This window comes from Singulisphaera acidiphila DSM 18658 (genome assembly GCF_000242455.2).
Taxonomy (GTDB): domain Bacteria; phylum Planctomycetota; class Planctomycetia; order Isosphaerales; family Isosphaeraceae; genus Singulisphaera; species Singulisphaera acidiphila.
Genome location: NC_019892.1, coordinates 5,910,637 through 5,924,241 on the forward strand (window position 1 = coordinate 5,910,637; position 13,605 = coordinate 5,924,241).

Below are 13,605 nucleotides of genomic sequence, written 5' to 3' on the forward strand. Positions count from 1 at the left end.
TTGATGGAGATTGACCCTCCAGAGAATTCCACAAGCTGCGGTCGTGACTTTGAATAGGAATTTTGGCTCCCACCCTTTTGATCCGGACCCTCGACTCATTCCGAAACCCAGAGCACGGCCGGGCCGACCGGAATTCCCGCCTCGGTCGTTTTGGCGGATTTGCATTCAAATCTTTGCTCGGCGATTGTGAATGACCTGGGAGGATCACGAGTATGGACGAAGCGCCGAGCACACGACAGAGCCTGCTGATCCGTCTTCGCGACTCGGCCGATGAGCGGGCCTGGTCGGAGTTCACGGAGATCTACGGTCCACTCGTGCATCGACTTGCGCGACGGCGGGGGCTCCAGGACGCCGACGCTCAGGATCTCGTTCAGGACGTCTTCCGGGCTGTAGCCCGGGCCATCGAGCGGTTCGACCCGGACCCAGAGCGCGGATCGTTCCGAGGGTGGCTGTCTCGGGTCGCCCGGAACCTGATCCTCAACCTTCTCGCCGCCCGGCGGCGACATCCGCAGGGGACTGGCGACACGGACGTGCAACGCCTGCTCGAGGATCGCCCCGAGCCGGCCGGGGAGGATTCGGATGCCTTTGATATCGAGTACCGACGACGCCTGATCACATGGGCGGCCGGCCGGGTGCGCGGTGAGTTCTCCGATCCGGCCTGGCAGGCGTTCTGGCTGGCCGGGGTCGAGGGTCGGCCGCCCAAGGAGGTGGCTGAAGCCTTGGGGATGACCCTCGGCACGGTCTATCAGTACAAGAGCCGGGTCGTTGTTCGGATCCGGCGCGAGATCGAGCAATTCGGTTGGGAGTCGGCAGGGGAATTTCAGGAGGCCGGTCGATGAGACGACAACCATTCCAAAGCGATTGCAGCGAGTCGCGACTGAACTCGTTTCTTGACGACAGCTTACCGGAACTGGAGAACGCCCAACTGGCCGAGCACCTCGACCGTTGCGAGGACTGCCGGCGCACCTTGGAGCGGCTCGCGGCGGGGAGCCGCCTCTGGGCCGAACTCCGCGAGTTGGCCCCCGAGTTCGGCCCCGAGTCACCCGTCAGGCCCCCGGCGACCGAGACGGTCCATGAACCAGGCTCTCGGGGAGCGCTCACGGCCGACGAGATCATCCCGCTCGAATTCCTCGGTCCACCGACCGCCCCGGGGTCGCTCGGTCGCCTGGGGCCGTACGACGTGACCGGAGTGCTCGGTCGGGGCGGCTTCGGCTTCGTCTTGAGGGCGTCCGACCCTTCGCTTGGCCGGTTCGTCGCGATCAAAGTGCTCGCCCCACAGCTTGCCGCCAACTCAGCGGCGCGAGGTCGGTTCGCTCGGGAGGCCAAGGCGGCTGCCGCAGTCGTCCATGAGAATGTCGTCGCCATCCACGCCGTCGACTCGTGGAACGGCTTGCCCTACCTCGTCATGCCCTGCATGTCCGGCCTCTCGCTCCAGAAGCGGGTCGATCGAGATGGGCCGCTGGCGATCAAGGAAATCCTGCGCATCGGCATGCAGACGGCGCTCGGGTTGGCGGCGGCCCACGATCAAGGTCTCGTGCATCGCGACGTCAAGCCGTCGAATATCTTGATGGAGGAAGGGGTCGAGCGGGTCAAGCTCTCCGACTTCGGCCTGGCCCGCGCGGTGGATGACGTCAGCCTCACGCAGAGTGGGGTGATCACCGGAACTCCGCAATATATGTCGCCCGAGCAAGCTCGTGGCGAGGCGGTCGACCATCGCTCCGACCTCTTCGGCCTCGGCGGCGTCCTCTATTTCATGGGCGCGGGGCACCCGCCGTTCCGAGCCAACTCGACCCCCGCCATCCTCCGTCGGGTCTGCGACGATCGGCCGAGACCTTTGCGTGACGTCAACCCCGATGTTCCCTCGTGGCTGGCTGAGCTTGTCGACAAGCTGCTCGCCAAGGAGCCGAGCGGGCGATTCTCGACGGCGGCCGAGGTCGCCGAGGTCCTGAAACAACGCCTGGCCGAGCTGCAAGGCCCGGAGAAACAGCAGGCCGTCCTTCCCCCCATTTCTCAATCAACACTTCGGAGAGGCTCGTTTCCCATGGTTACTTCCATCGTCTTTGGCTCGGCCGTCCTGCTCGCTGGAGCTATGGGCGGGTTTGCGATTCTGCCGCAAGGGACCGATTGCGCCGTGAATGACGCGGCTCCGGCCGGTTCGGTGAATGGCGGACATGCGATCGGCCTGCTCGCAGCGATTGGGCGGGTTGAGAATCCGATCATCGGGTCGGGCCAGTCGGCCTCAAAAATCTGGGAGATTGCCGATTTTACCGAGGTGTCGATCGGTTCTGCGTTTCGGGCTGAGATCGTGCGAGGGGATGGGTTCAAGGTCACGACCACCTCCGATGACAATCTGACCGACTACATCCGGGTTGTCAAAGAAGGCAAGACACTCAAAATCAGCATGGAACCAGATCATAACTATCGCTTGAAAGAGCCGTTGAAGGCTCAGATCGTGCTTCCCAACCTGACCGGGATTGACCTCAGTGGCTCGTCCCGGGCCAATCTCAAAGGATTTCGATCAGAGGGGGATTTCAAGCTTGGGCTTCACGGAGCCAGCATGATTGACGGCTCAATCGACCTCGAGAACGCGGACTTTCGGGTTGACGGGAGCAGTGAGCTGGCCCTGAGCGGCTCCGCCAATGCCGCCCAACTCTTGGTCAGCGGCGCGGGGCAGCTCAAGCTTGCCAAATTCCCGATGAAGCAATGCGTGCTCAAGGCTTCGGGCTCTTCCGTCGCCCGGCTCGCGGTCCACTCCGACCGGCCCTTCCAGGCCATGCTCTCCGGCGCGAGCACCTTGGAAGGCACTGTCGACGCGGGCGATATCGAGCTCTTCCTCAACGGCTCGAGCCATGCGACGATCAGCGGCTCGGCCAAGGATGCGAAGATCATGGCCGATGGCGCCAGCCGTCTGGACCTGGAGGGACTCGTGCTGGATGCCCGGAAAGTGTCCCTAGTGGCCAACTCGGCAAGCGGGATGAAGCTCAAAGGAACGTCCGAAGTTGCTGAGGTGCTGGCCACAGGCGCGAGCCAGTTCAAACTGTCAGGGCTGGTCGTTGGAGAGGTCCAGGTCAAGCTTTCGGGCTCTTCCGAAGCGTCGGTCGACGCTCGAAAGAGCTTGCAGTATCATCTCTCCTCCGGCTCCCGGCTGGAATACTCGGGAGAGCCACCGATCTTGACTGGCGAGAAATCGAGCGGGGCGACGATCCGGCAACGGCCCTGAAGCTCGAGTGGCGGATTTGTAGGTCATGCGGTTGGCATCGTCCGAAGCAATCGGCAGAGGGGGCTTCCGCCTCGGATGGTGCGACCGCCTTCAGAGTCTTTTTTTAGTGCCGGAAGTCCAGGACGACCCGGCCCTCGATCTGCCCGTTGCGCATTCGCTCGAACACGTCGTTGATGTTCTCCAGCTTGTCGGTCGTGACGGTTGCCTTGACCAGGCCTTCCCCTGCGAAGGCCAGCGCCTCCTTGAGGTCCAGACGAGTCCCGACGATCGAGCCGCGCACTGTTGTGCCGGTCATGACCATGTCAAAGACCGACAGCGGGAACGAGCCCGGTGGCAGGCCGGTGAGGACGACCGTGCCGCCCCGGCGGAGCATGCCGATCGCTTGCTCGAAGGCCTTGAGTGAGACCGCCGTGACCAAAACCCCTTGCGCTCCGCCGATCTCCTTTTTGATGGCGGACACAGGCTCGGTCTTGAGGACGTTCACGGTCACCTTCGCACCGAGCCTGCGAGCAAGGTCGAGCTTCGCGTCATCTACGTCGACCGCGGCGACGTGGAGGCCCATGCTGACTGCGTACTGGACCGCCATGTGTCCCAGGCCGCCGATGCCCGAGATGACGACCCACTGGCCGGGCTTGGCCTCGGTCTCCTTCAGCCCTTTGTAGACCGTCACCCCTGCGCAGAGTACGGGAGCGATCTCGGCGAAGTCGACTCCGTCAGGCAGGCGTCCGACGAAGTCGGGGTCGGCGACTACATACTCGGCGAACGTGCCGTTGGCCGAGTAGCCTGTGTTCTTCTGTGACTCGCAGAGGGTTTCGCAACCCGCCATGCAGTAGTCGCAGTGCCCGCACGACGAATGGAGCCAGGCCACGCTGACTCGGTCACCCACCTTGAGGATTGTCACCTCGGAGCCGACGGCCGCCACAACCCCAGCGCCCTCGTGACCGGGGATGAACGGTAGCTTCGGCTTGACTGGCCAATCACCTTCGACGGCATGCAAGTCCGTATGGCAGACGCCGGAGGCCTCGACCTTGATCAGGATCTCCCGGGATTTCGGCTCCGGGATCGGAACATCCTCGATCACCAGCGGCTTGCCGAACTCGTGGGCCACGGCCGCCTTCATCGTCTTTGCCATGATCCTTCCTTTTTTTTCGTGAGCCGTCGGCGATCAGTCGTCGGATCTCAACGCAAGTGTTTGCAGGATATAGCGGGGCCGCAACCGGGGTCAATTGCCGCAAAAGGGATGTCGCGGGCGGCAAGCCCGAGGGGGGTGTAACTCTCGAATCTGGAGATCAAGCGGCGGTCCGAGTCCAGAGGCTCTCCCATTCCGGGGTGTCGGCGGTGGCGATCAGGGACGCCATGCCCTCCAGGTGATCCACGCACCAGCCCCGTCCCGGGACTTTGAGCCGACGGCCCATCCGCCGCGCCAGGTGTGAACGTCGGCCGAAAAACGTAGCGCGCGCCGGTTGAAAAACGTAGCGCCCGGTAAACAGACGTTACCTGCTCGAGCTCGCCTCGTCCACAGGGGACGATCGCTCAGCCACTCGACTTTCGTCCACGAGTCCCGTACTCGATGCCCTCCTTTCGCGATTCAAGCCATCACCGCCCCGACGATGCTTCGCCTCCTTGAGGCGATAACTCTCACTGCCCGTCTCCACGATGTGACAGCGATGGGTCAGCCGGTCCAACGCCGCCGCCGTCAAACTCGCGTCCAGCAGTACCTCCGTCCAGCGCTCGAACGGCAGGTTCGTTGTCACGATCAGACTGGTTCTCTCATATGAAGTACTGATGACATCAAAGAGCAGCTCTGCTCCCACTTTACTCGCCGGCACGTAACACAGCTCATCGAGCACCAACAGGTCCAGCTTGCTCAGCTGGCCCTTCAGCCTCGCCAACTGGTGCTGATCCCGTGCCTCCAGAAGGCTGGTGATCAACTCGGTCACACGCACGAAACGCACCCGCTTGCCCCGCTGGCATGCCTCCACCGCCAGTGACGTCGCCAGGTGGGTCTTCCCCGTACCCGACGCACCGACCAAGAGAATATTCTCACGCTTGTCAATGTATTCGCATCTCGAAAGTTCACGCAACAGATGCTCGGGAATCGCCGGCTGGGCCGCGAACGCGAACTCACCCAGCGTCTTCAACGCCGGAAACCTCGCCGCCTTCAGGCGTCGCGTCGCCGCTTTCCGTTCTCGCTCGATCAGCTCCAATTCGCACACCCGCAGCAGGTAGCCCAGATGGTCCACCCGTTCGCTCGCGCACTGCCGGGCCACCTTCTCACACTCCGCCCCGATCGTCGGCAGCTTCAATGACCTGAGCATGGGCTTCAAACGGACCAAGTCTCCTGGCGTTGCGTTCGGCTGGCTCATGGCTGCGCCTCCCCGCACAACGAACGGTAGCCGCTCAGATCCGGCGGCGGGACGCTGACGCGTGGCAAGTGGGGACGACCTTCCAGGTCCAACGGCGCCGTCGGCCGATCCCGCCGGTGCTCCAGGATCAAGCGCACTCCATCGACCGCCGAGATCTCCAGGCGCAAGGCCTGTTCGACCGCCGCGGTTAACTCCTCGAGCGTCGCTCGCTCCAGGAGTCGGAGGACTCGGATGTACTCGATCTGACCTCGCGGCCCATGGTCCTCGGCCAGGCGACGACGGAGTGCCGCGAAGCAAGCCGGCAGCTCCCAGCCCTCCAAGGGCAGTGCGAAGTCCAGTGCCCCTGGCTTCCGCTCCAGCAGGCCCAGGTAATGGACCGGATCGAAGATCGTCCGGCAGCGATCCCAGCACCGAGTGTGGTCGGCGACGATCGTCCCGGCCGTCTCCATCCGCACTCGTTCCACATCCGCCACCACGGTCAGACGCCGATGCGCGTATCGCGTCGGGACCGAGTAGTCGTTCCGGTCGAATCGCACCAGCGACAGCGAGTTGGCCCGGACCGCCTCCACCTGACGGATGCTCAACGGCTTCTCGGGCAGGTTGAGCAGTTCGCCTCGCTCCCGCTCCAGAAGTTGGCCGTTGGTCAGCGATTGGCCCCGCGTGGTGCGGCCCAGGTCGCCCCGGCAACTCTGCTGCAGGCGGGCATTGAGCGCGGCGAACGAATCGGCCTCGGGGACCGGCACGAGGAAGTTGCGCCGCGCGTAGCCCAGGAGCGACTCCACGTGCCCCTTCTCGTTGGGGGAACGGACGCGACAGAAATGAGACTCAAACAAGTAATGACTTTTCAGTCTGAGGAACTCGGTCGTCACGCCCTCGCCCCGCTGGCCGATGATCCGCGCCACGGCGATCCGGGTATTGTCGTAGGTGATCCGACGGGGTACGCCGCCGAAGCAGGCAAAGGCGAGGCGATGGCCCTCCTGGAAGGTGAGCGTGCATTCCCGCGGGAAGACGGCGCAGAAGATCGCATCGGAATGGGTGAGCGTCATGACGAACAGTGCGGCGGTGGAGGAATGCCCAGCGATGTCGACGACGGCGCGTCCGAAGTCCGCCTGCGCGTCGCCGGGCCGGTGGATGAGGGGAAGGAAGGCTTCGGCTTGCCCCTCCCGCCAGGCCTGGACGACGCCTTGAACCATGGTTAATCCACCCCGATAGCCGTATTCATCGCGGAGGCGCTGGAAGAGGCGACGAACGGTGTGCCGCTGCTTCCTGGGAGCCTTGCGGTCGTCCTGGAGGATTTGGTGGAGGATTGGCAAGAACGGCTCGAGCTTGGGGCGGGCGCGAGGTCGGGCCTGGCGATAGCCCGGAGGTTCGTCATGGAGGAGGATCTTTTGGAGGGTGTCCCAGTGGATGTCGAACTCGCGACAGATGGAACGCTTGCTCTGTCTGTCCACAAGGACGCGGCGGCGGATCTCGGCCCAGTTGTGCATGTGCGTGAGCACCCATAGACCTCGCGACGCGTGGGTATCGAGGCGAAACGATGTTCGCCTTGGTGTACCAGACGCCACGAGTGAATCCATGAGCGCTACGTTTTTCGACCGAACATCGGAGACCGGCGAGCGCTACGTTTTTCGACTGACGTTCACACTCATTCTGTCCGGTCGAAGGATTAGGCGTCCCCGCACGGTGCAGTCCATAGGCATAGGCGCCGGCGTAGATCGGGTGTCGCAAGATCGACAGGATCCGGTTGGGAGAGGCTGGCTTCCACTCCAGGTCCCCGGCATGGCCCCTGCGTTGGCGGCGAAATCCCAGTTGCAGGTCATTCACGACCAGATAACGAAAGACTGCGTAAGCGGAACCGAGTTCCTCGAACTTATCGAAGACCAACCGGATCATCCCGCGCGCCTGCTCGTCAGGCTCCTGCACGATCTCGCCCGATGGCGTCTTCAAGTATCCCAGGGGGACGGCCAGGAACAACTCGCCGCGCTCCGCCTTGTTGCGACTGCCACGGAGCAAGCGATTGCGTAGCGTGATCAACTCGAATTCGCTCATCGCGCCTTTCATCCCGAGGAGCAACCGATCGTTACTGTCCAAGGCGTCGTAGATGCCGTCCTGATCACACAGCAACGTGTTGAAAATGCCGCAAACACCGATTAGTTGATGCCAATCTTTATTGGACCGCGAGAGTCTGCTGAGTTCCAGTCCCAATACGATTCCCACATGGTTCAAGCTCACTTCCGTCATCAATCGCTGGAAGCCGGAACGGTTGTCGGCCGACTTTCCGCTCTGGCCCTGGTCTTCGTCGACGATGACGACACGCTCGGACGCCCAACCGAGCCGCTGCGCGAACTGAGCCAGGGCGTATTGTCGCTCGCGGGACTCGCGGTTCTCGAGCACTTGCTGTGGCGACGATTGCCGCACATACACCATGGCAAGCCGATCGAAATGCTGAGCCCGAATCTTCGACGTCGACCTCAAGCCAAAGGTGGCCGTCGCCGGGGTCGATCCGGTCTCCCCGTTTTCTCGATCAGCAACACCTGCTTCACGAGAGTTCATCGCGCACCTCCGGATCGTCGCGAGGTGCCTCGAGTTGTCGAAGCACGATGCCACTGAGGATGACCAGCGTCCGTTGACGCTGTTCGTCCGTCAAGAGACTCCAGAGATGGCTGATCGCCAACGGCCTGGCGGCCGGCGGGCGCGGGGGGGAGCAAGGACTGTGGCGTTGCTTGACATGGTTCAGCTCCTTGAGCCATTCTGACGCGAGTTTCAACCCATTCTGCCAGCCGCACTAAATAGTTCCCTGCCAAAGGGAAAGTAGCCCTGCCCCTATAATTCATGCAGAGGACTGCACCGACGACTCAACACGGACGAACATTAACGACGCCCATGCTCTCCCTTTCGACGACTCAGCGCGACGAACTCTTGGCGATCTACCGCAAGGATTCTGATCCCGAACTCCGCTTTCGCGCCCACATTATCCTCCTGTTGGCTGACGGCCATCCCTGGGACAACATCGAGTCCATGCTCTTCTGCAGCTCACGCACTGTCGACCGCTGGCTGAAGCGGTTCCAGGCCGAGGGCCTCGAAGGGTTGACTGGGAGGAAACGGGGCCGGCCCTTTCGGCTGGGTCGCCATCCTCGTGAACTGGGTGACCACCACGACCCCCAGCGACTTCGGTTTCCTCCGCAGTCGCTGGTCGTGTGTGTTGTTGGCCCTGCTCTTGCGAGAAAGAGAAGGCGTTCGCGTCAGCCGGGAGACCGTCCGTCGCTGGCTCCATCGCGGCCACCTGGTGTACCGGCGACCCCGGCCGACCCTGAAGCCGGACGAAGACGAGAGGCAGGTCAAGCTGGCTGAACTGCGGAAGCTCCTGGAAGAGCTGCCCGAGGACGAGACGGCCGTCTGGCAGGACGAAGTCGAGGTTCACACCAACCCAAAGATCGGCCGGATGTGGATGTTCAAAGGCCGACAAGCGAAGGTCGAGACCCCCGGGACGAACAAGAAGCGGCACATCTCCGGCTCAATCCACTGGCGGACCGGCCAGGTGTTCGTCACCGAGGCGGCCCCCAAGCAAGGGCGCGACGGAGCGTTGTTCATCAAGCACCTCGACGACCTGCGCCGCAGGCTGCGACGCTACCGCAAGATCCACGTGATCTGCGACAACGCGGGGAGCCACACCAGCCTGGAGGTGATCCAGTACCTCTGGAAGCACGAGGGTCGAATCGAAGTCCATCTGCTCCCCGCATACTCCCCGGACCTGAACCCGATCGAGCGGGTATGGTGGCATTTGCACGAGAACATCACCCGGAATCATCGGTGCAAGGATCTGGAGGAATTATTGGATCGAGTCTTCACCTGGCTGGGACAGGCAAACCCTTTCCAGATCGAGGGTTCGGCTTACCCAAAAGCCAGGGCCGCCTGATCTACTTTCCCATTTGAAAGTTTCTATTTAGGCCAGCCAGCGCGATTATGGGTGTGTCCGACAATTTCTGTAAATGGGCAAGAATGGGGGTAGCCTGCCTGGTACTTCTTGTACCAGATCGCCAGACCGTCGCGGTCAAAATAGAGCAGCTTGATACAGTCTCAGCGTCGGTTGAGGAAGAGGAAAAGATGGCCGGTCAAGGGATCCAGGCCAAAGCATTCCTGAACCACCCCGGTGAGACCGTCAAACGAGGGATCTTCTTGATGCCCCAGGGTGTCAAGACAGCCAGAATCACTCGATCCAAATGGTTACAGTCATTGATCCGTCTCACCCTCTCTTCGGCTGCACGTTCCGCGTTGCGGTCCAACGGCGTTCGCCACGCGAGCCCCTCTCCTTCGAGGTCGAGTACCGAGACGGAATCATCCTCCGAATCGCGGCGGCCGCGATCGACTACGCGTATTGCCCCTCCCCTTCCACTCGGACCAGAATCACGGTCGTTGCCCTCCGGCAACTTCTCGATCTCCTGGCCGATTTGAGGGAGCCATGCGAATCACGCCACGCTCCGTCTGGGGACGACTCCCGGACGAAGCACGTCGGTCCATCAGTGAAACCATCTTGATTATTTATCAGGAGGTGCTCCATGTTCGGCGGCGATCTCATCACGCCGGCCCACTTGGCCCGGCGGGCCGTCATCTACATTCGCCAATCGTCACCACAGCAAGTGATCAGCCACCAAGAAAGCCTGAGACTGCAGTATGACTTGAGGCAACAGGCCCTGGCTTGTGGCTGGCCCGATTCCGCGATCGAGGTTATCGACTGCGACCTTGGCCTGACCGCCCGGACCACTCAAGGGCGGGCCGGCTTTGCCGACTTGGTCAGTCGGGTCACGCTCGGCGATGCCGGGATCATATTTTTCTATGATGCCACAAGGCTCTCCCGCAATTGCTCGGACTGGTACCAGTTGCTCGACCTGTGCGGTTTCCGGCGTTGCCTGATCGCCGACCACGACAGCGTCTACGACCCGTCGTCGATCAATGGGCGGATGCTCCTTGGGTTGAAGGGCCAGATCTCCGAGTTGGAGCTCCATACCATCAAGGCTCGGCTGACCGCCGGCTTGCTCAACAAGGCCCGGCGTGGCGAACTGGCCCAGAGCCTCCCCGTCGGCTTGGTGCGTGATCTCTCCGGCCGGGTCGTCAAGCACCCGGACCAAGAGGTTCGGGAACGGATTGATTTCGTCTTCGCCACGTTCCTGCGGGTAAAATCGATCCATGGGGTGGTCCGCGATCTGGCGGCCGCACGGTTGTTGCTGCCACGCCGCGAGCGAGGCCGCGACGACGGGGCGATCGTCTGGCGGCGAGCGACGGCGGCAGCGATCTCGAGTTTGCTCCGCAACCCGGCCTACGAAGGGACCTTCGTCTACGGCCGGACGCGTTTCCTGCCGCGTGTCCCTGGCGGGCCATCCCGCAAGCACCCGTTGACTCGCGAGGAGTGGCAGTTCGTGGTCCCCGACAAGTATCCCGCGTACATCGACCGGGAGGCCTTCGCAACGATCCAGGCGATGCTCCGTGACAACTACCAGGAATACAGCCGTCGCCGCAGCCGCGGGGCGGCCCGATCTGGGACGGCCCTGCTGCAGGGCTTGGCCTGCTGTGGCCATTGCGGGAACAAGATGACCGTCCAGTACCACGCGGCCGCTCGCTATCTCTATAGCCACCACAAGGCGCAGGGGGGCGGACCGGAATGCCAGAGGGTCCCGATTCCGATGATCGACGCCTGGGTCGTCGGGAGTTTCTGGGAGGCGTTGTCGTCCGCTGAATTGGACCGCTACGATGCCGCGGTCGCGGGCATTGCAGAGCAGCAGCGGCAACTCCGGCGGGCGCACGACCTGCAGATCAAGCGGTTGCAATACGAAGCCCGACTGGCCGAGAAGCAGTACCGGCTTGTCGACCCCGAGAATCGGCTGGTTGCGGCCGAGTTGGAGCGGCGCTGGGAGCACGCGTTGCAAGCCCTTCGGCAAGCCGAAGAGGGGTCGTCGTCTGTCGAGGCGACGTTCGAGCCTTTGAGCGACGACCTTCGCAGGCAGCTCGACGAGGCCCGCCCTTCCTTGCGGCAGATGTGGGACGATGGGACGCTCAGTAATATCCACAAGAAAGAACTTCTGCGTGATTTGATTGGCAAGGTCGTGCTGCGTCGCCCCGCCGCGGACAAGTGCGAGGCCCGGATCATCTGGAAAGGTGGCGACTGGACGACGGCCTTGCTGGACCTGCCGGTCGTGACCTATGCGGAGATGGAGAAAGGCGAGGAGTTGATCGACGAAGTCGTGCGGCGGGCGCAGGCCGGGGAATCCGACCAGCAGATCGCCGCGGAGTTGACGGCCGCCGGCTATCATGCGCCGCTGAAGCGGCGTCTGGGCGTCGAGTCGGTGAGACGAATTCGGGAGAAACACGGCGTCTCTGCGCGTCGGACCGAATTCCAACGCCACGGCTTGCCGGGATGGATCAGCCTCGGCGAAGCGGTCAGGCGGCTGGGTGAGCACACATCTTGGGCTTATTACTTGATCCGCCTGGGGCGACTGCAGATCGAACGCGATCCGGTGATTGGCCTCTACCTGGTCCCGGACCGGAAAAAGCCACTCAAAAAGTTGAAGGAACTCTTGCGCGGCCAGCGATTCTCACTCATCGTGGAGCGGAGGTCATCATGAAGCACCATCGAAGCTTTTGCGCCTGTCCGTGGGCCGGGTGCAGAGGAAGATGCGGACGGCGGAAGGGAGCAAGATCATGGCGTCACCTCCTGGCGTGAGAGGCCGGCGAGTGCGGCCACGACGCGTCCCAGCCATTCGGGTTCGGGAGGGGAGTCGAAGCGAAGCCGGACTTGGTGGGGCAACTCGAGTTCGACGGCAGGGCGAGGTGATCGACCCTCTGCATGAGGAAGGGAGCCGAGGTGGAGGGGAACGAACAAGGGCGGCACCGGGCGTGGTGGCGACGACCGAGCGGCCAGCCGTCGCTTCCAGGCGTGGAAAGAGGCCGTGGAGATCCGTTCACGGGCGCAGAATGCGGCGATCGACAGGCCGCAGTGGGAATGCCGCTCGAGGCGTTGTCGCCAGTCGCGTTCGAGGCTGGGGTCTTTGGGACGTGCCATGGGCTGACTCCTGGGTGAGTGGAAAGGGACCAACCCAGCAGGATAGCCACCGTGGCAAGACTGGATTTAACGAGCGCTTACCGACGACGGGCAAGTGGCTGTCGTCCCGCCGTATCGGGCGGGCCGATCCATCCGCTGTCCCCACTTGAGCGGCGCGGAAAGCGGTGGGGCGTTTTCGCCGTCGAGACGCTGGGACCGGTCCTGGGCTGATGCTTTTTCGCACCTTCACCGAAGAGCCGGTCTTGGAGCGTGCGGTTCTCTCCGCGCAGCAGTTCGGCTTTGAGTCGCTCGGCTCGTTGTGTGGCCCGAGCGTGCATCGCCTCCCAGTCCCCGACCGTTGCCGGACCCCGGCGTTCTCTTGTTGCAACACGCCGACTTCCTGGCGGAGTTCGAGGTCTTCGCAACGAACTTCCTGCATCAGTTGGGACAGATTGGCCAGAGTTGGAAGAGGGTCGACAAGCGTGCCAGCCATAATAAGAACGTTTGTGCTCGGGAAATCTTCCTCGGTTTGCAGGCAACTTGGCATGAGATAACGGGTTGGGCGAAAGTTTGCTTTTTGTTTTACGTAAACCAGAAGATGTCATCGTGTTATTTAATGCATGGCAATTCGTAAAAATGATTGATTGAAATATTTATGTGTTGATTAATCTGGGATTGAACGTTTTGGAATCTGAAAGAAACTCGCCCATTTCCAGAAAAAAGTGTTGGCATGCCGTGGGCTGTTGCTCTAGACTCCGAAGCCCAACTAGCAGTGGCCGGACGATCAGTACTGTCGTGAGCAACTTAGAACTGCATCTATTTGGAGTGGTATTTGTATGAAAAAATATTCGAAATTCGCTCCTGTGATTTGGTGGCTCGATCGGCTGGATACCCTTCCTCCAGGAAGGTTGATCTGATTTTGGGTCGGTTTTGTTGTGGGTCAGCAATTCTGAGTTGCATCAATAGAAAAGAATGGGTGGGCTGCG

The 13,605-nt window shown here is 62.2% G+C and carries 11 protein-coding genes and 1 pseudogene; 4 read left to right on the top strand and 8 right to left on the bottom strand.

The genetic code is table 11. The features are described from left to right. Positions 1 to 212 precede the first annotated feature (212 nt). Both SINAC_RS23335 and SINAC_RS23340 read left to right on the top strand, forming a co-directional pair. Positions 213 to 839, top strand: a complete 627-nt coding sequence (locus tag SINAC_RS23335; protein WP_015248039.1) for an RNA polymerase sigma factor — start codon at positions 213 to 215, stop codon at positions 837 to 839. Further along, positions 836 to 3,220, top strand: coding sequence for a GIN domain-containing protein (locus SINAC_RS23340; protein ID WP_015248040.1), 2,385 nt, complete (start codon positions 836 to 838; stop codon positions 3,218 to 3,220). Before SINAC_RS23335 ends, SINAC_RS23340 begins: the two co-directional genes overlap by 4 nt. Before the next feature lie 103 nt (positions 3,221 to 3,323). Here the strand turns inward: SINAC_RS23340 and adhP are convergent, their stop codons facing one another. From adhP to SINAC_RS23365, 6 genes and pseudogenes are all read right to left on the bottom strand, one after another. Next, entirely contained in the window at positions 3,324 to 4,352 is a 1,029-nt protein-coding gene (adhP, locus tag SINAC_RS23345; RefSeq protein WP_015248041.1) for an alcohol dehydrogenase AdhP, read from the bottom strand. A 157-nt stretch (positions 4,353 to 4,509) separates the two neighbouring features. Then, positions 4,510 to 4,713: pseudogene (locus tag SINAC_RS40140) on the bottom strand (hypothetical protein); the annotation flags it as partial. Continuing rightward, entirely contained in the window at positions 4,714 to 5,586 is an 873-nt protein-coding gene (istB, locus tag SINAC_RS23350) for an IS21-like element helper ATPase IstB (protein WP_015248042.1), read from the bottom strand. Then, positions 5,583 to 7,073 (bottom strand): IS21 family transposase, encoded by a 1,491-nt coding sequence (gene istA, locus SINAC_RS41335; RefSeq protein WP_044147252.1) that lies wholly within the window; start codon positions 7,071 to 7,073, stop codon positions 5,583 to 5,585. The genes istB and istA overlap by 4 nt, the downstream gene beginning before the upstream one ends. After that, positions 6,958 to 8,139: a recombinase family protein gene (locus tag SINAC_RS39035; RefSeq protein WP_081598334.1), complete on the bottom strand. Its 1,182-nt coding sequence runs from the start codon at positions 8,137 to 8,139 to the stop codon at positions 6,958 to 6,960. Before SINAC_RS39035 ends, istA begins: the two co-directional genes overlap by 116 nt. After that, positions 8,126 to 8,353 carry a hypothetical protein gene (locus SINAC_RS23365; protein WP_020467747.1) on the bottom strand — a complete coding sequence of 76 codons (228 nt, stop codon included), beginning with the start codon at positions 8,351 to 8,353 and terminating at the stop codon, positions 8,126 to 8,128. Before SINAC_RS23365 ends, SINAC_RS39035 begins: the two co-directional genes overlap by 14 nt. Positions 8,354 to 8,722: 369 nt before the next feature. On the opposite strand from SINAC_RS23365, the gene SINAC_RS40670 reads away from it, so the two are divergent. After that, entirely contained in the window at positions 8,723 to 9,502 is a 780-nt protein-coding gene (locus tag SINAC_RS40670) for an IS630 family transposase (protein ID WP_244884898.1), read from the top strand. A 161-nt stretch (positions 9,503 to 9,663) separates the two neighbouring features. On the opposite strand, the gene tnpB is transcribed toward SINAC_RS40670, so the two are convergent. Next, positions 9,664 to 9,774 carry an IS66 family insertion sequence element accessory protein TnpB gene (gene tnpB / locus SINAC_RS41970; protein WP_154673959.1) on the bottom strand — a complete coding sequence of 37 codons (111 nt, stop codon included), beginning with the start codon at positions 9,772 to 9,774 and terminating at the stop codon, positions 9,664 to 9,666. A gap of 368 nt (positions 9,775 to 10,142) precedes the next feature. On the opposite strand from tnpB, the gene SINAC_RS23380 reads away from it, so the two are divergent. Beyond that, positions 10,143 to 12,203 carry a recombinase family protein gene (locus SINAC_RS23380; protein ID WP_015248044.1) on the top strand — a complete coding sequence of 687 codons (2,061 nt, stop codon included), beginning with the start codon at positions 10,143 to 10,145 and terminating at the stop codon, positions 12,201 to 12,203. Positions 12,204 to 12,277: 74 nt separating this feature from the next. Here the strand turns inward: SINAC_RS23380 and tnpA are convergent, their stop codons facing one another. After that, positions 12,278 to 12,640: an IS66 family insertion sequence element accessory protein TnpA gene (tnpA, locus tag SINAC_RS23385; protein WP_015248045.1), complete on the bottom strand. Its 363-nt coding sequence runs from the start codon at positions 12,638 to 12,640 to the stop codon at positions 12,278 to 12,280. Positions 12,641 to 13,605: the final 965 nt, after the last annotated feature.